General features: G+C 66.9%; 16 protein-coding genes. 6 read left to right on the forward strand and 10 right to left on the reverse strand.

The window, feature by feature from the left end:
* Positions 1-84 precede the first annotated feature (84 nt).
* From Q0653_RS03395 to dut, 3 genes are read right to left on the reverse strand one after another with little or no spacing between them, the layout of a single operon-like run.
* On the reverse strand, positions 85-810 hold the full coding sequence (locus tag Q0653_RS03395) for a DUF3159 domain-containing protein (RefSeq protein ID WP_298942556.1): 726 nt from the start codon (positions 808-810) through the stop codon (positions 85-87).
* Positions 807-1,391 (reverse strand): DUF3710 domain-containing protein, encoded by a 585-nt coding sequence (locus Q0653_RS03400; RefSeq protein WP_298742337.1) that lies wholly within the window; start codon positions 1,389-1,391, stop codon positions 807-809. Before Q0653_RS03400 ends, Q0653_RS03395 begins: the two co-directional genes overlap by 4 nt.
* Positions 1,388-1,837, reverse strand: coding sequence for a dUTP diphosphatase (dut, locus tag Q0653_RS03405; RefSeq protein ID WP_298942558.1), 450 nt, complete (start codon positions 1,835-1,837; stop codon positions 1,388-1,390). Before dut ends, Q0653_RS03400 begins: the two co-directional genes overlap by 4 nt.
* A 12-nt stretch (positions 1,838-1,849) precedes the next feature.
* Here dut and Q0653_RS03410 point away from each other — a divergent pair, with 12 nt between their 5' ends.
* Positions 1,850-2,335 carry a DUF3093 domain-containing protein gene (locus Q0653_RS03410; protein WP_298742335.1) on the forward strand — a complete coding sequence of 162 codons (486 nt, stop codon included), beginning with the start codon at positions 1,850-1,852 and terminating at the stop codon, positions 2,333-2,335.
* Between the two features lie 16 nt (positions 2,336-2,351).
* On the opposite strand, the gene Q0653_RS03415 is transcribed toward Q0653_RS03410, so the two are convergent.
* Positions 2,352-2,645 (reverse strand): DUF4193 domain-containing protein, encoded by a 294-nt coding sequence (locus Q0653_RS03415; RefSeq protein ID WP_298742334.1) that lies wholly within the window; start codon positions 2,643-2,645, stop codon positions 2,352-2,354.
* A 253-nt stretch (positions 2,646-2,898) separates the two neighbouring features.
* Here Q0653_RS03415 and sepH point away from each other — a divergent pair, with 253 nt between their 5' ends.
* Complete coding sequence (gene sepH / locus Q0653_RS03420) at positions 2,899-3,933, forward strand: septation protein SepH (RefSeq protein WP_298942560.1); 1,035 nt, start codon at positions 2,899-2,901, stop codon at positions 3,931-3,933.
* 30 nt (positions 3,934-3,963) lie between these two features.
* Here the strand turns inward: sepH and Q0653_RS03425 are convergent, their stop codons facing one another.
* Complete coding sequence (locus tag Q0653_RS03425; protein WP_298942562.1) at positions 3,964-5,094, reverse strand: nucleotide pyrophosphatase/phosphodiesterase family protein; 1,131 nt, start codon at positions 5,092-5,094, stop codon at positions 3,964-3,966.
* Positions 5,095-5,156: 62 nt separating this feature from the next.
* On the opposite strand from Q0653_RS03425, the gene Q0653_RS03430 reads away from it, so the two are divergent.
* A complete protein-coding gene (locus Q0653_RS03430; protein ID WP_298942564.1) occupies positions 5,157-7,613 on the forward strand; it encodes a DNA topoisomerase (ATP-hydrolyzing) in 2,457 nt (818 codons plus the stop codon).
* Positions 7,614-7,629: 16 nt separating this feature from the next.
* Here the strand turns inward: Q0653_RS03430 and Q0653_RS03435 are convergent, their stop codons facing one another.
* On the reverse strand, positions 7,630-8,292 hold the full coding sequence (locus tag Q0653_RS03435; protein WP_298942566.1) for a response regulator transcription factor: 663 nt from the start codon (positions 8,290-8,292) through the stop codon (positions 7,630-7,632).
* A 214-nt stretch (positions 8,293-8,506) separates the two neighbouring features.
* Between Q0653_RS03435 and Q0653_RS03440 the strand changes: the two genes are divergently transcribed.
* The gene (locus tag Q0653_RS03440; RefSeq protein WP_298942568.1) at positions 8,507-9,679 is read left to right on the forward strand and encodes a histidine kinase; all 1,173 of its coding nucleotides are present in this window, start codon (positions 8,507-8,509) and stop codon (positions 9,677-9,679) included.
* A gap of 267 nt (positions 9,680-9,946) precedes the next feature.
* Here Q0653_RS03440 and Q0653_RS03445 read toward each other — a convergent pair whose 3' ends face one another.
* Positions 9,947-12,037 carry a DNA topoisomerase IV subunit B gene (locus Q0653_RS03445; protein ID WP_298943115.1) on the reverse strand — a complete coding sequence of 697 codons (2,091 nt, stop codon included), beginning with the start codon at positions 12,035-12,037 and terminating at the stop codon, positions 9,947-9,949.
* A 202-nt stretch (positions 12,038-12,239) separates the two neighbouring features.
* On the opposite strand from Q0653_RS03445, the gene Q0653_RS03450 reads away from it, so the two are divergent.
* Both Q0653_RS03450 and Q0653_RS03455 read left to right on the forward strand, forming a co-directional pair.
* Positions 12,240-12,461, forward strand: a complete 222-nt coding sequence (locus tag Q0653_RS03450) for a hypothetical protein (protein ID WP_298742328.1) — start codon at positions 12,240-12,242, stop codon at positions 12,459-12,461.
* Positions 12,462-12,516: 55 nt separating this feature from the next.
* Positions 12,517-13,542, forward strand: coding sequence for a sugar-transfer associated ATP-grasp domain-containing protein (locus Q0653_RS03455; RefSeq protein ID WP_298942571.1), 1,026 nt, complete (start codon positions 12,517-12,519; stop codon positions 13,540-13,542).
* 182 nt (positions 13,543-13,724) lie between these two features.
* On the opposite strand, the gene Q0653_RS03460 is transcribed toward Q0653_RS03455, so the two are convergent.
* From Q0653_RS03460 to Q0653_RS03470, 3 genes are all read right to left on the reverse strand, one after another.
* Positions 13,725-14,426, reverse strand: a complete 702-nt coding sequence (locus Q0653_RS03460; protein ID WP_298742326.1) for a coenzyme F420-0:L-glutamate ligase — start codon at positions 14,424-14,426, stop codon at positions 13,725-13,727.
* Entirely contained in the window at positions 14,423-15,784 is a 1,362-nt protein-coding gene (locus tag Q0653_RS03465; RefSeq protein WP_298942573.1) for an RNA polymerase sigma factor, read from the reverse strand. The genes Q0653_RS03460 and Q0653_RS03465 overlap by 4 nt, the downstream gene beginning before the upstream one ends.
* A gap of 214 nt (positions 15,785-15,998) precedes the next feature.
* On the reverse strand, positions 15,999-16,922 hold the full coding sequence (locus tag Q0653_RS03470; RefSeq protein ID WP_298942575.1) for a PAC2 family protein: 924 nt from the start codon (positions 16,920-16,922) through the stop codon (positions 15,999-16,001).
* Positions 16,923-16,972 lie beyond the last annotated feature (50 nt).

Below are 16,972 nucleotides of genomic sequence, written 5' to 3' on the forward strand. Positions count from 1 at the left end.
TCCCCGCCCTCGTCAGGATGGGCTAGTGAGGCGTGCCTAACCGCGTCGGGAAGGAAGATTTATCTTGATGTCAAGATAAAACTATCACTCCGCGGTCGGTTTGTAGAGCGCACGCGCGGTGAGCCACGTCACCGCGAGAAGCGGTGCGAACAGGGGCAGCCCCATCACCAGCTTCAGCGTGCCGAGGGTCGCGACATCGCCGGCGAAGTAGAGCGGCAATTGCACAGCGAGTCGGAGGAAGAACAGTGCGGCCCACGCGATGCCCAACCAGAAGAAGACGCGGCGCTTGCGCGCGTCGGCGCGCCAGGCGGTGCCCTCGTTCATGAGGAATCCGACGGCGAGCCCGATCAGCGACCACCCGATGAGCGCCGAGACGAGCAATCCCGTGCCGTACAGCGCGTTGGTGATCAGGCCCGGGACGAAGTTGTCCTCCCCGCGACCGGTGAAGAGGGCGAGCGCGGCCGCGAGCCCCGTCGCGATCAGACCGCCCAGAGCCGCACTCACGGGCGAGCGCTGCGCCAGTCGCACGACGGTGAACACGGCGGCGATGCCGACCGAGACGGCCAGCGCGAGCGGAAGCTCCGACGTCGTCGTGTAGAGGAGCAGGAACGCGAGGCTCGGGAGGACCGACTCGGCCACGCCGCGCCAGCCTCCCATCGCATGCCAGACCACGTGGCCGGTGGATGCTTCTTTCGCCGGGTCGAGGCCCGCTTTGCGCGCCGCCGACCCGAGGGCCTGCCCGATGAGCTCAGAGGCCGTCGGTTGTGCCGCGTCTCCCGGGTCGGGGGGCGTCAGACCGGGAGAGGTCATGCCGTTCCGGGGGCTGCGGGCATCTTCAGCGGGATGAGGTCGCGCGGGGGCATCGGAGACCCGCCGCGGACCACGACGATCGAACGGAAAAGGTCCTCGACGGCGGCCGCGGCATCCACATCACTCGTGGCCGCACCACCCATGACGCCGCGCAAGAACCAGCGGGGGCCGTCGACACCGACGAAACGCGCGAGGCGCTTGCCCGCGGCTCCGTCGGCACCCGCGACGGGAACCTCGGCGAGGAGCTCGGGGCCCAGCGGCCCTTCCCGCTCTTCGACCCGACCGCCCTGCCCGCGGATCTGCTCGCGGATCTGCTGGCGCGTCTCGTCCCAGAGGCCGCTCGTGCGCGGAGCGGCGAACGGCTGCACCTGGAGGGTCGAGTCGGCGAAGTCCAGACCGACGGCGACGATGCGCTTGGTCTGCTCTTCCACCTCGAGTCGGAGATTCAAGCCTTCGCGCGGCAGCACTTTGATCCCGCCGAGATCGATGTACGGCCGGACGGGGTTCGCTTCGGACTCGTCGAACGGCCCTGTCGTCGCGCGATCGGTCCGCGCGGCGGAACTCTCGAGTGCGTCACTCATGAGGTGGCTCCTGTCTGATAACCGGTGGATCCGAATCCGGCCTCGCCGCGCGTGCTGTCGGGCAGCTCATCCACCGGGATGAAGCGGACGCGCGGAACCGGCATGATGATCACCTGTGCGATTCGGTCGCCTACCGCGACATCGTAGGCCTCTGAGATGTCCGTATTCAGAAGGGCGACCTTGATCTCGCCCCGATAGCCCGCATCGATCGTGCCCGGGGCGTTGACGATCGTGATGCCGTGCCTGGCGGCGAGACCGCTGCGCGGCACGACGAAGGCCACGTAGCCGTCCGGAAGCGCGAGCCGCACGCCCGTTCCGACGAGTGCGCGGTGCCCGGGCTCGAGGCGCACCGCTTCCGCTGCGACGAGATCGGCTCCCGCGTCTCCCGGGTGGGCGTAGACGGGGACATGCGAAGCGATAATGGGTACGTCCACGGAATCGATCACTCCACGAGGGTAATGCACAACTCGACTGCCACCGCCGCCCGTTCGCACGCCCCGTCCGGCACCTACCGCGAGCGGTTGAGCCCATCGCTGTGGGCACTGCTCAGCGCCGCCGTGGCCGCGCCGATGATCGCCCTGGTCTTCGTGCCGTTGGATGCCACAGTCGCCCTGCTGAGCGGTCTCGGCGTCGCCGCGGCGTTGACGTTCACGCTCGTCGCCTCGGCCCCGGTGGTGAGCGTCCGCAACGGCGAACTCCGGGTCGGACGCGCACACATCCCGGTCGCGCTCCTCGGAGACCCGATCGCACTGACCGGCGACGACGCTCGAACCGCGCGCGGACCCGGGCTGCATCGTGACGCCTGGCACCTTCTGCGGCCGGGAATCGACGGCATCGTGCGCGTCGACATCCGCGACGACCGAGATCCGGCATCCGAGTGGGTCTTCTCCACGCGGACGCCGGACCGGGTCGTGGCGGCCATTCGTCGGGCTCAGCGAGCCTGACGCGGTCAGTCGCCGATCAGGCCGCGCACTCGATGCAGACGGCGCCGTGCGCTGAGTCGTGATCGATCTGCGTGCGGTGCTTCACGAGGAAGCACTCGCTGCAGGTGAATTCGTCCTCCTGGGGCGGAAGGACGACGACATCCAGCTCGAGGTCAGACAAGTCTGCCCCGGGCAGTTCGAATCCCGAGGGGTTGTCGGCGTCTTCATCGCCAACCGTGCCGGAGAGCTTGTCCGGCACGCGCTCCTTCAGGGCCTCGATCGACTCGCTGTCGTCGTCGGTCTTGCGGGGGGCGTCGTAATCGGTAGCCATGCTCGAAACGTCTCAACTTCCAGAAAGGTGCCTGTTGCCGGTCCACTGAGTCCAGACTCGATGAGAGTTCTCGACCCAGTCGGGCGGCGATAGTTTGCACGACCTCCCGGTATTTCGCAAATGCCGGGTGGTGACCGCCACATTCCGGCGGGTGCGACGGGAGGAACTCGCGGCGCGCCCGCGATATTCCCGGATGCGGCGGAGCGCTGTGACACCATGGGCCCACACGCACGGAACTGGAGGTGTGTTTCGCATGGAGCAGCTCAAACTCATCGGAACCGAAGAGGGCGTCCTCGTTCTCGCGACCGAGTCGGGCGAACGGTTCTCGTTGCCTGCCGACGAGACGCTACGCGCGCACTTGCGCCGTCTGCAGCGTGACTCGGAGCCGCGCGCTGCCCGCGCGAACCCCCGCGAGATCCAAGCTCACATCCGCTCGGGACTGTCGGCCGAAGAGGTCGCCGAACTTCTCGGCGCACGTCTGGACGACGTCCAGCGCTACGAGCGTCCGGTGCTGGCCGAGCGCGAGCACATCATCGGTCAGGCGCTCGCGGTCCCCGTGCTGATCGGGGGCGAACTCGACCCCGATGCGCAGCCCACGTTCGGAGCGGCCGTGCGCGCCAAACTGGCCGAAGCCGGCGCGGTCGGTGAACGGTGGACGAGCTGGCGCGAGGAGACGGGCTGGATCGTCAAACTCGAGTTCACCTCCAACGAGGTCGGCCACGATGCCCGCTGGAGCTTTGATCCCCGCCGCAGCGCGCTCGCTCCGTTGAACGCCGATGCGACGCAGCTGTCACGCCAAGGGTCGCTGCCGGAGGGCTTGATTCCGCGTTTGCGCGCACTCGATTCATCGCCTCTGAAAGATGCCTCCCGCTTCGACAGCGGGGCATTCGGCCCCCGGCGCATCGAGCCGGAGGCCGACATCACGTCGCCCGACGTGCGAGTGCCCGTGGCCGCGGCCGTTCAGGAAGCGGCGATCAAGCGCGCCCCCGACGGCGCCGTGACCTCCGCCGAGACCGCCGATCTCCTCGAGGCTCTGCGCCGACGTCGCGGTCAGCGCGAGTCGATGCCCGGCGATCAGCCGGACGCACGGCCGACGCAGCAGAGCCCCGTCGCACTGTTCGATGCTCTCGAGCCCGGCTACGACCAGGCGACGCCCGGCACCGACGACAGCGCCGCAACAGACATCGATGACACGGTCATCAGCGACAGCTCGCGCCGCAAGGGCCGCACCTCGATGCCCTCGTGGGATGAGATCGTCTTCGGTGCGCGCACGGAAGACGGATCCTGACACGTCGCCCGTCGTCGTCGCTGAGGTCCCTCAGCGCGCGAACGCACCGAGGCGGATGAGCGGCGCGATGCGCTCCTGATCCGTCAGGGATCCGTGTTGACCGATCATCCGTTGCGCCTTCTTGTCCGTCAGCCGGTCGTCGTAGTAGGCGATTCCGGCACGAGCGGCGACCAGGACGTCACCGATCCTCGATGCAACCTCCGGGTGCACACCCGGACCGAACAGCCCCGCCTCGATGGCCTCACCGCGAGAGAGCACCCAGGAGCGCTCCCCCTCCGCCGCACGCCATCGCTCGAGCACCGCAGGAGCGTCGCCGTCGGCATACAGGTGAAGCATGCGCGGTTCTCCCGCCATGACCGAGACATCGGCCAGCAACGGATCACCCGCACCGAGGCGGACCTGACGGTGAGCCGGCACATCGACCATGCCGTGGTCGGCGGTGAGCACGGCGCCCACTCCGGGGTCCAGAACTTCCTCGAAGCGCTGGACATCGGCATCCACCGTCTCGAGCCGCGACAGCCAACGGTCACTTTCCCACCCGTGTGCGTGGCCGGTGGCATCCAACTCGGACAGATACACGTAGATCAGCGCACCCGGATGTCGGGCGGCCAACCGCGCGGCCTCGGTGAGGCGATCGGCCGCCGCCGCGACACCGACGAAAGTCGCCCCCCGCTGGATCGCGCGCGTGAATCCGGTTGCCGCGTACGCGGGTTTGGAGACGACGAAGCACGGCCGGCCGGCGGCAGCTTCCCGTGCCAAGAGGGGCTCACTGCGTTGCCACCGCTCGGGGTCGAGACCGTCGGTCTCCCATCCCTGCAGTTGGTTGACGGCGCGCCCGGTCTCCGGCACACGCACGCTATATCCGACGATCCCATGGATGCCGGGGCTCTCCCCGGTCAGCAGACTCGTCAGCGCCGCTGCCGTGGTCGACGGGAAGACGGTACGCGCGGCATCCTTCTTCGCCATGCGCGCGGTGAGGAATCGTGCGTGACCGGCGCGCGCCGTCAGGTTTCCCCGACCCAGGCCGTCGACCATGACGACGATCGCCGACCGCGCCGGGGGAAACCAGTCGGGCGTACCGGTGAGCGAGCCCAGCAACTGCGGCAGGACACCGGTGAGGCTCCGGGCTGACGGCGGGTCCGCGGGTAGGCTGAGAGACATCGGGGCCAGTCTCGCACACGGCGGATGGCCCCCTTCCCGTCACCGGAGGACCCCGAAGATCCATGGCAGCGTCGCGCACCCCACCGATCCCCGCAGACCACGGCCGCATCGAGGATGTCGACGTCTCCGCGGAGATGGAAGCGTCGTTCCTCGAGTACGCGTATTCGGTGATCTACTCGCGGGCCCTCCCTGACGCGCGTGACGGCCTCAAACCCGTCCAACGCCGAATTCTTTACCAGATGGCCGATATGGGCCTCCGGCCCGATCGAGGGCACGTCAAAAGCGCCCGCGTCGTCGGTGAGGTGATGGGAAAGCTGCATCCGCACGGCGACACCGCCATCTACGACACCCTCGTCCGGCTTGCGCAAGACTTCGCACTGCGGGTTCCCCTCGTCGACGGCCACGGCAACTTCGGCTCGCTCGACGACGGGCCTGCGGCGGCGCGCTACACCGAAGCACGGCTGGCGCCCGCGGCAATGGCGCTCACCGAGAATCTCGATGAAGACGTCGTCGACTTCGTTCCGAACTACGACGGCCAGTTCCAGCAGCCCGACGTGCTGCCGGCGGCGTTTCCCAATCTCCTCGTCAACGGCGCAACCGGCATCGCCGTCGGCATGGCGACCAACATGGCGCCGCACAACCTGATCGAGGTCGTCGCCGCCGCCATCCACCTGCTCGAACACCCGGGTGCGACGCTCCCCGAATTGATGGAGTTCGTCCCCGGTCCCGATCTTCCCGGCGGCGGCGTGATCGTGGGGCTCGACGGGATCAAGGATGCCTACGCATCGGGACGCGGCACGTTCCGCACCCGCGGGAAGGTCTCGATCGAGTCGCTCGGACCGCGACGCACCGGACTCGTGGTCACCGAATTGCCGTACATGGTCGGCCCCGAGCGCGTGATCGAGAAGATCAAGGATGCCGTCACCGCGAAGAAGCTGACCGGCATCGCCGACGTCGTCGACCTGACAGACCGCAATCACGGCCTCCGACTCGTCATCGGCATCAAAACCGGATTCGATCCGAACGCTGTGCTCGAGCAGCTGTACCGATTGACGCCCCTCGAGGACTCCTTCGGCATCAACAACGTCGCCCTCGTCGACGGACAACCCCAGACGCTCGGCCTGAAGGACATGCTGCGCGTCTACCTCGACCACCGCCTGCAGGTCGTGACGCGCCGCAGCCGATATCGGCTGGCGCGGCGCCAGGAGCGGCTCCACCTCGTCGAAGGTCTCCTGATCGCGATCCTCGACATCGACGAGGTCATCCAGGTCATCCGCGGCTCGGACGATGGGGAGCAGGCCCGGACGCGCCTGATCGATGTGTTCGAGCTGACCCAGCTCCAGGCCGAGTACATCCTCGAACTCCGTCTGCGGCGTCTGACGAAGTTCTCCCGGATCGAGCTCGAGAGCGAACGCGCCACCCTCCTCGCCGAGATCGCCCAGTTGGAAGAGCTGCTCGGCAGCGACTCGCTGCTGCGCGCCCAGGTGGCCCGTGAGCTGGATGCCGCCGCTGAGGCGTACGGCACACCTCGTCGCACGCTGTTGCTCAACGGCGGTCCCGTCGCCCCCCGCTCCCGCGCGGCGGCACCCGCCGACCTCCAGATCGCCGACGCACCCTGCCGCGTCTTCCTGTCCGCGACCGGACGGATGGTCCGGGCCGAGACCGCGGTCGACATTCTGGGTGGCGGCATCGTGCCGCCGGCGCGTCGCTCGAAGCATGATGCGATCCGCGCCGCGGTCGACTCGACCACGCGCGGTTCCCTCGGCGCCGTGACGAGCGCCGGGCGCCTCGTCCGATTCTCCCCCGTCGATCTGCCGTCGGTGCCGGGCAACTCGGTTCAGGTGGCCGCCGGTACAAAGGCCGATCACTACCTCAGCCTGAGTGGGTCCGAGCATGTCGTGACGATCGTGGCTCTCGACGCACCGACTCCCATCGCGCTGGGGACGCTCCAGGGGGTCGTCAAGCGCGTGTCGACCACTGAGCTGCCCCCCGGCAAGGCGGAGGTCGAGATCATCGCTCTCAAGCCCGGAGACCGTGTGGTCGGGGCCGCGCCCGCCGGCGATGCAGCGGAGCTGGTGTTCGTCTCCAGCGACGCCCAACTCCTCCGCTTCGCGGCCGATGCGGTACGCCCTCAGGGCAAGTCCGCGGGCGGCATGGCCGGAATCAGGCTGACACCCGGCGAGCGGGTCGTCTCGTTCAGCGTCGTCGACGACCCCGCCGACGCCGTTGTCATCACGATCGCCGGCGCGACCGGCGCTCTGGCCGGAACCGACGCGGGAAGCGGCAAAGTGTCGACGTTCGATGAGTTTCCGGCGAAGGGCCGCGCGACCGGCGGCGTGCGCGCGCAACGCTTCCTGAAGGGCGAGGACACGCTGACCCTCGCCTGGGTGGGCACCACTGCGCGCGCCGTGGGAACTGATGGAGTCGTGCGTCAGCTGCCCGATGCCGGCGCGAAGCGCGACGCCTCCGGCACACCGTTGGAGGCCGTTGTCGGCGCGATCGGGTCCGCGATCTCCTGACGACGCGCAGTCGCGCTCAGGTGAGGGTGACCAGCCGCAGCTGGGCCGCCCGGATGAGGACCTGGATGCGGTCGCGCACGCCCCATTTGGTCGTGATGCGGCCGAGGTGAGACTTCACCGTCGCCTCCGAGACGAAGAGCTCTTGGGCGATCTCGGCGTTGGACATGCCTTTCGCGAGCAGCGCGACGACCTCGAGTTCACGATCCGTGAGCGCCTCATCCCGGCCGAGTTGACGAGGTGCCGGTGGTTCGTTCGCCTGGATCGAGTTCACGAGATTCTCCGCGACGCGCGGCGAGAGCACGTATCCCCCGTCGAACGCCAGGCGTGCGGCATCCAGGATCCGCTCCGGCGACGTGTCCTTCACGAGAAACCCCGACGCACCGGCGCTCAACATGGGGACGACGACACGTTCGGTGGAGAACGTCGTGAGGGCCACGATCTTGATTCCGGGGAATTCGCGCGTCAGGCGGCGGGTGGCTTCGATACCGTCCATTGTCGGCATCTGCACGTCCATCAGCACGACGTCCGGTTGCACGGCACGCACGAGCGAAATCGCATCGGCGCCGTTGGCCGCCTCACCGGCGACCTCGAAGCCGTCGGCGGACTCGAGGAAAACGCGGAGTGCAGCGCGCACCAGGGACTCGTCGTCCACGACAATCACTCGAATCACATCAGTCACGTGGCCATCCTACGAAAGCTTCGAGCCGACGCTGACGAGCGGAACTACGACGAAAGTCGCAACGGATCTAGCCATTGGTCGGTCGTACCCGAGGACGTCTGTTTGAAGAATCGATTCGAGACATTGCAGGAGGTGAATCTCATGGGTATCTTCTACGTTTTTGGAAAGATGATCGGCATTTTCCGCTGATCCCGCGACACGGGATAATCGGAGGGTGACCGCTCTCCGATCAACACGATGGATGCGCCGACGCGCTCCATTTTGGACCTTTCAGCCCCTCCGCGCAGGCGCGCGCCGGGTGTTGCTGGTCGTCATCGCCGTCGTTTTGATCGTTGACTCCCTCATCCGGGCCACGAGCACATCGCCGGCAACGCTTCTCGGCGCGATCGTAGGAACCGCGCTGGTCATCCTGATCGCGCTGTTCGCTTGGCGTCCTCCGATCGCGACGGCAGCTCTCATCGCCGTCATGATCATCGCCGCCGTCTTCGGTGTCTCCACGGAGTACCTGATCGGTATGGCACTGGTCGTCGGACTCGTTTCGGCCACGTGCAGTCCCGCTCTGACGGCGCTCTATTCCTCAGCGGTCGCCGCGTGGGCGATCGCGGAAGCAGTCCGTCCGACACGAGTTTTCGAGCCGGCCGGCGTCTTCATCATCGTGTTGCTCGGTGTGGTGAGTTTCTTCATCGGGTTATCCATCCGTCAGCAGTACAGCCGGTGGCTCCGACTGTCCCAACAGGTTGAAGAGAACGAGCGTGAACTCGCCGAACAACTCCGCCGCGAGCGTGACCTGATCGCGGACGAACTGCACGACATCGTGGCGCACGAGATCACGATCGTCGCTCTCCATGCCGCGGTGCTGGAGCGTACCCACGACGAGGGCACCCGCAACCTCTCCCAGACCGCGATCCGGGAAGCCGCCGTCCAGGCACTGACCGATATCCGTCGCGTGCTCGGCATGGTGCGCGGCGAAGAGAACCTGACCCCCGAGCGCGTGCCATCGCCGGACACCCTCGATGCGACGATCGGGGCTGTGGTGAAGGAACTCGAAATGGCAGGGATCGCGGTCAGCGTCGAGGTCCCGGATGAGATTCGCCTTCCCAACGCGTCGCTGTTGGCCCTGATCCGCGTCATCCGAGAAAGCTCCACCAATGTCCTCAAGCACGCGACCGGAGCGCGCCACGTGCGCATCGCCGTGACGGTTCAGCACGGCTGGGTGCACCTGGAGTTCTCCGACGATTCCCCCGCTGCCAGCACCGCCGGCCTCCCCTCTTCGGGCTACGGGATCATGCGTCTCCGTGAGCGTTTCCGTGTCTTCGGTGGCACATTCGAGGCCGCGCGTCGCCGCCAGGGGTGGGTCGTCAGCGCTTCGCTCCCGCTCGCGGCGTGACCAGAACATAGACAAAAGTCGTAGGACGGTTAGGCGAAGGTCGACGGTTCTGGTGCGGCCCGGTCCGTAACCTGGGTTCAGCCGAAGTACCGCTCCCGCAGCGGTTTTTCACTTGCGAACGGCACTTGTTGTACCGGTCATTCGGGGATGAAGAGTCGCTCAGCGCCTTCGTCGATCGGAGACGGGTGCCCAGACGCACGGCACAGCCCGGGATCGACCCCCAGATCGATCCCGGGCCCTCCGTGGGTCCGGCGCAGGTCGCGGCGATCAGGCGTCGATCGACTCGCGGGACAACCGGTCGCTTGAGCCGATGATGAAGTCGCGGCGAGGCGCGACGTCGCTCCCCATGAGAAGCTCGAACACGCGCGACGCGGCTTCGGCATCCTCGACGCGGACCCTGCGCAGCGTCCGGCCCGCCCGATCCATCGTCGTGGTGGCGAGTTGGTCGGCATCCATCTCGCCGAGGCCCTTGTACCGCTGTACCGGTTCTTGCCAACGCTTGCCTGACTTTTGCAGCGACGCGAGAAGAGTGTGGAGCTCCTTCTCGGAGTACGTGTAGACCATGTCGTTGGGCTTCGCGCCGGGGTTCGGGACGATGACGCGGTGAAGCGGCGGGACGGCGGCATAGACCCGTCCGTCCTCGATCAGCGGCCTCATGTACCGGAAGAAGAGCGTCAGCAGCAGGGTGCGGATGTGCGCGCCGTCGACGTCGGCGTCGCTCATCAGGATCACCTTGCCGTAGCGGGCGGATGCGAGGTCGAAGGACCGCCCCGATCCCGCTCCGATCACTTGGATGATCGCCGCGCACTCGGCGTTGGACAGCATGTCGCTGATCGACGCCTTCTGCACGTTCAGGATCTTTCCCCGAATCGGGAGGAGCGCCTGATATTCGCTGTTGCGCGCGTTTTTCGCCGTTCCGAGGGCCGAGTCACCCTCGACGATGAACAGCTCCGACTCGGCGACGTCATTCGTGCGGCAGTCCGCGAGCTTCACGGGCAGAGAAGAGCTCTCGAGCGCATTCTTGCGCCGCTGGGTCTCCTTGTGGGTGCGCGCGGAGATGCGCGCCTTCATCTCGGAGACGACCTTGTCGAGCAACAGCGAAGTCTGGGCCTTGTCATCGCGCTTGGGTGAGGAGAAGCGCGCCGCCAACTCACGGGTCACGACATTCGTGACGATGTTGCGGACGGCCGGCGTGCCGAGGATTTCCTTCGTCTGTCCCTCGAACTGGGGCTCGGGCAGGCGTACGGTCAGCACCGAGGTGAGACCGGCGAGGATGTCGTCCTTCTCGATCTTCTCGCCCGTGCCGACCTTGAGTCGTCGGGCGTTCTGCGCGATCTGATCACGGACGACTTTCATCAATCCCTGTTCGAATCCGGCCTGGTGTGTGCCGCCCTTGGGTGTCGCGATGATGTTCACGAACGAGCGGCCGACCGTCTCGTACCCGGTCCCCCACCGCAACGCGAGGTCGACCTGACACGTGCGCTCCACCTCGGTCGGCACCATCGCGCCGGATGGCTGCAGCACCGGGACCGTCTCGGTGAAGGTGCCTTCGCCAGTCAGTCGCCACGTGTCGGTGATGGGGGTGTCGGGGGCGAGAAAGTCGGCGAACTCCGAGATGCCGCCGTCGAACCGATAGCTCGTCGAACTGGGCTCGGTCCCCGACCGGGATTGCGGCCGCTCGTCGTCGATGACGATTTCCAAACCGGGAACCAGGAAGGCGGTCTGGCGTGCGCGCTGCTCGAGTTCGTCGAGGTGGAAGGCCGCATCCTTCGTGAAGATCTGCCGGTCGGCCCAGTAGCGGATGCGGGTACCCGTCACACCCTTGGCGACCTTGCCCACCACGCGCAGCTCGGACGACCGCTCGAACGGGGTGAAGGGCGAGTCCGGCGCCGGTCCCGCGAACTGGCCGGGTTCGCCGCGGTGGAAGGACATCGCATAGGTCTTGCCACCGCGGTCGACTTCCACGTCGAGACGTTCGGAGAGCGCATTGACCACCGACGCGCCCACGCCGTGCAACCCGCCGGAGGCCGCGTAGGACCCGCCACCGAACTTGCCGCCGGCATGGAGCTTGGTGAACACCACCTCGACACCGGTGAGACCCGTGCGCGGTTCGACATCGACGGGGATCCCGCGTGCCTGGTCGCGCACTTCGACACTCCCGTCCGGATGCAGCCGGATGTCGATGCGCGTGCCGAACCCGCCGAGAGCTTCATCGACGGAGTTGTCGATGATCTCCCACACGCAGTGCATGAGCCCCCGAGAGTCGGTGGACCCGATGTACATGCCGGGGCGTTTGCGGACGGCCTCGAGTCCTTCGAGCACCTGAAGGTGATGGGCGGAATACTCGGCGGTCACAATCCTCAAGCGTATCCAGCCCCGACGACACGCGGCGCAGGACACACTCAGGACCCGCGGCCGCCATAGATCCTGTGGCATTCCCCCGTACGCGCACAGCGAAATGTGACCGGATCACGGCATGAATGCTGCGTTCGCGTGGTTGTATGTGAGGCATCCGCACCGACGGGGATGCGTCATCCCCACCGATCGAGGAGGCCCCGAAATGAGCATGACTGATACCGCTGAGAACACCGCCGTCCTCGACTACCGCCTGACCGCGGGAGACCGCTGCGATTCGTGCGGCGCTCAGGCGTACATCGCCGCCGAGGTCAATGGCAGCGAACTGTTGTTCTGCGCCCACCACGGCCGGAAATACGAAGAGAAGCTCCGTGCCATCGCGACAAGCTGGCACGACGAGACCGCCCGCCTGATCGACGCTCGCTGAGCGCTCCCTCGTAGACTGGGGAGACACCGTCTCCACAGTCCGGGAGGACGCCCCCATGCCTTCGAGCGCCCTCGCTCCCCTCGACCGTCTGCGTTTCCTCTGGCAGCGCGCCCGCGGTTTCGACGTGCGATCTGTGACAGATCGTGCCCGCAAGACCGCTCGCATCCATGGCAAGAACTACCCGGCCGTGCTGGTCGACATGCTCTGGTCTGCGGGAGTCAAGCGCGTGGGCTTCAACGACTACATCGAGTTCGATTTCGCGATCCTGAACCGCGCAGAGCGCGCAACCTGGGTGACCAGCCCGCTCGCGCTCGAACTGTCGAAGACGTTCGACGACCCGGCCTTCGTCCATCACTTCCATCACAAGATCGAGTTCAACACGCTCTTCGACCGGTTCCTCGGTCGTGAGTGGCTCGATCTGGAGACAGCGGATGCCGAGGAACTCCGCGCGTTCGCACAGCGGCATCCCGTTGTGATCGGCAAGATGCCGGTGAGCAAATCCGGGTTCGGCGTCAGCCGATATGACACCACGACCGTCACCGACTGGGCCGCCTTCCATGCCGAATTGGTGGCGAAGGGCGAAGTTCTCGTGGAGGAACGGATCACCCAGCACGCGGCGCTCGAGGCCATCGCCCCGGGAACGGCCAACACGACGCGGGTCACGACGTTCGTGAAGGACGACGGCACCGTCGAGATCATCAACATGGCCCAGAAGTTCGGACGCGGCAAGGTGAGCGATCAGGGTGCGTTCGGTGGCTTCTACACCGCTCTCCACGAAGACGGACGCGCGATGGGCATGGGCTACGACATCCACGGCGAACTCTACGAAACGCACCCCGACTCCGGCGAACGGATCGCTGATTTCCAGCTACCGATGATGGACGAGGTCCGCACACTCATCACCGAGGTCGCCTTGGTCGTGCCGCAGGTGCGTTACGTCGGCTGGGACATCGTCGCGACCGAATCCGGGCCGGTCCTGGTCGAGGGCAACTGGGGTGCCGGAGTGTTCGAAAACAAGCCGTCTGCGACCGGCATCCGCCGCGGCCACCTGCCCCGCTACCGGGCGGCCATGGGCTTCTGACCGGCTGAGGACCGCGCACGCCGCTCCCCGCCCCATTCGCCCGACCCGTATTCAGTCTGGCGAGCGCAGAAAGCACCGATTCCCCGGAAATGAGCCCTCTGCAACCGCGGGCAGACTGAATACGGTCGGGGCGCGGCCGCACAGGGCGAGGTCCCCCCGCGCGGGCTGCCGAGACGCGTGTGTCAGGCGGGACGGATGATGCCGAGCGGTGTCGACTGGTGTCCCTGGCCGAGCGGGTTGTCGCCGAGGATGCGCACAAGGCGCTGTTCAGCGGCCTTATCGAGCGTTGAGCCAAGGATGTTGCCACCGATGTCGTTGATGTCGACGACCGCAACGTCGGCCACGTCGCCCAGGAGCGACTTCAGGTGCGCGGCGACGGCGTCGGGCCGAGTCGGCCCGAGCACGACGGCCTTGTTGTACGGGGGGATCGTGCCGCTCGTGGGGCCATCGATCGCGCGGGCCTTGTCACCGGCGATGCGGTAGAAGTCCCCACGCCGCCCGAAAAGCTTCGTCACCGCGCTGACGGCGGCGGCGAACAGGATGCGGGGCGTTCCGCACTCGCGGAGCGCCATCTCCATCGTCTCGGGCATGCCGAGGCCGATCCCGTACGACGTGCGGGTGACGTACTTCGAGAGGAATCGGGCGAGCGGACGCGGGGTGATCTCGTCGAGGGTGAACGAACGGCCCTGCGTGATGGCGACGATCTTCTCGGTCACGAAGAGGAGATCGCCCGCGCGAACCGTGCCCGTGGCGTACTCCGTGATGAACGCATCCAGGTCGTCGCCCGGCATGACCACGCGGGTTCGGATCGGGATGCGCGCGAACGCGGTGCCGTCGACCGTGACCGTGAGGGCCTTGCCGTCGTTGGGGACGTCCGCGCTCATTCGAGGTAGTCCCGCAGCGACTGCGAGCGGGACGGATGCCGGAGCTTGGCCATGGTCTTCGACTCGATCTGACGGATGCGCTCGCGCGTGACACCGAACGTGTCGCCGATCTGGTCGAGCGTCTTGGGCTGACCGTCGCCGAGGCCGAAGCGCATGCGGATCACTCCGGCTTCGCGCTCGGACAGCGAGTCCAACAGCGACTCGAGCTGGCGCTGAAGCATGGTGAAGCCGACAGCATCGGCCGGAACAACGGCCTCGGTGTCCTCGATCAGGTCACCGAACTCGCTGTCGCCGTCCTCGCCGAGCGGGGTGTGCAACGAAATGGGCTCGCGGCCGTACTTCTGCACCTCGATGACCTTCTCGGGGGTCATGTCGAGTTCGCGGCTCAGCTCTTCCGGGGTGGGCTCCCGACCGAGGTCCTGCAACATCTGCCGCTGGACACGAGCGAGCTTGTTGATGACCTCGACCATGTGCACGGGGATGCGGATCGTGCGCGCCTGGTCAGCCATGGCTCGGGTGATCGCCTGGCGGATCCACCACGTCGCGTAGGTGGAGAATTTGAAGCCCTTGGTGTAGTCGAACTTCTCGACGGCACGGATGAGGCCGAGGTTTCCCTCTTGGATGAGGTCGAGGAACTGCATGCCGCGACCGGTGTAGCGCTTGGCGAGCGAGACGACCAGGCGCAGGTTCGCGCCGAGCAGGTGGCTCTTCGCACGCTGACCGTCACGGGCGACCCACTGGAGGTCGAGTCCCAGCTGCTTGGACTTCTCCGCCGCCGACATGTGCGACAGCTTCTCTTCGGCGAACAGACCCGCCTCGATGCGCATCGCGAGCTCGACCTCTTCAGCCGCGTTCAACAGCGGCACTTTACCGATCTGCTTGAGGTAGTCCTTGACCGGGTCTGCCGTGGCACCCGTGATCATCGTGGAATAGACGGGCGCGTCGTCCTCATCGCTGGAGGAAATGACGATCGCGCCGGTCGGGAGCGGCTCGCTGAAGGCCGGCTTGGTCGACTCTTCCTCGTCGTCCTCGTCGTCCTCGTCGTCTCCGGTGGATGCCTTCTTGGCGTCCTCGGGGGTGACGGCGGCCGTCGCGGTCTCTTCGACATCATCCACGACGATGTCCGCGTCGCCGTCGACCTCGTCGTCGATGTCGTCGTCGTCGGATGTGGCCTTCGCGCGGCTCTTCGCCGGCGCTGCCTTGGCCGTTGCGGTCTTCGCGGGTGCCTTCGTTGCGGCCGTCTTGGCGGGCGCCTTCTTCGCGGGGGCCTTGGCCTTCGTCGCGGCCTTCACCGGAGCCTCGGCTGCATCGGTGTCGTCGGCCGTGGGGGTGCGGGGGGTCTTCGTGCTCGAGGTCACGTCTCGCCTTTCACCGACGGGGTCTCGCCGGGCTTTCGGACACTAGTAAGACCCTTGTCAAGTCCTCGGGACGTTCCGCACGCGGAGCATCACCACTGGTGACAACGGGTCAAGTCTCTATTGTCGCATACATCATCGCGGGGACGACGCCGATCGGCGCATGCCGACCCTCGCCCCCGGGAGAGACAACAGCGCGGTGGCGTCGGACATTCCGTCAGCGACGTCCGCGCTTGTCATCGTCGCTGCGCCGGTCGGCCAGGAATCGTTCGAGTTCGGCCGCCAACTCGTCCGCGCTCGGCAGATCGCCGGCGTGGATGATGGGCTGGCCGAGCGTCGACCCCGCCATGTACGAGTCGTACCGCTCCTCGAGGGTGCGCACCATCGAGGTGAGCTCGTCGCTGCCCGAGACCTGATCTTCGACCCGCGTGAGGTACTCCCGATTCTCCTCTCGTACGGCATCGGCGTCGAAGACCAATCCTGTCGCGACCGACAGACTGTCGAGCCCGGCCAGCGCCGCGGCCGGATACTCGGTCTCAGCGAGGTAATGCGGCACGAGCAGAACGAAACCGGACACCGCAGCCCCGGCAACGGCGAAACGGTGCTCGAGCAGGTGCCCGACGGTCGCGGGCACCTGCGTGTGCGGCTTCCACACCGAATGCGCCTGCGTGAGATCGGTCCGCGTCCCGCTGACCGTCGTGCCGAGCGGACGCGTGTGCGGCACCGGCATCGGGATCGCGTGCACCCACGTGACGTGGGCGACCTCCAGGCCTTCAGCGAGTCCGACCACCGTTTCGGTGAACGCATCCCAGGCGAAATCCGGCTCGAACCCAGATAGCAGAACAAAGGGTTGTCCGACAGCATCGTGAGCCAGCGACAGTTCCAGGCGCGGCGGACGGTAGTCGACGAGGTGATCCTCGTCGAAGGTGATCGTCGGGCGACGCGCGCGATAGTCCAGCAGGACATCGGCGGAGAAGGACACGACCGGCGTCGGCTCGAGATCGTCACGGAAGAGTTCGATCATGCGCCCGATGGCACCACCGGCATCTGTGAAGCCGGTCAGCGCGATCACGAGCGGAAGGCCCGACGGCACGGGCGGTGCCGACGCGACGCGCTCGTACAAGGGTCCGGACAATGGCATGGTTCCACTGTACGAGCACCTCCGGACCTCGGCGCCGCGTGCATCCCGCT

This window comes from uncultured Microbacterium sp., assembly GCF_947488465.1.
Taxonomy (GTDB): domain Bacteria; phylum Actinomycetota; class Actinomycetes; order Actinomycetales; family Microbacteriaceae; genus Microbacterium.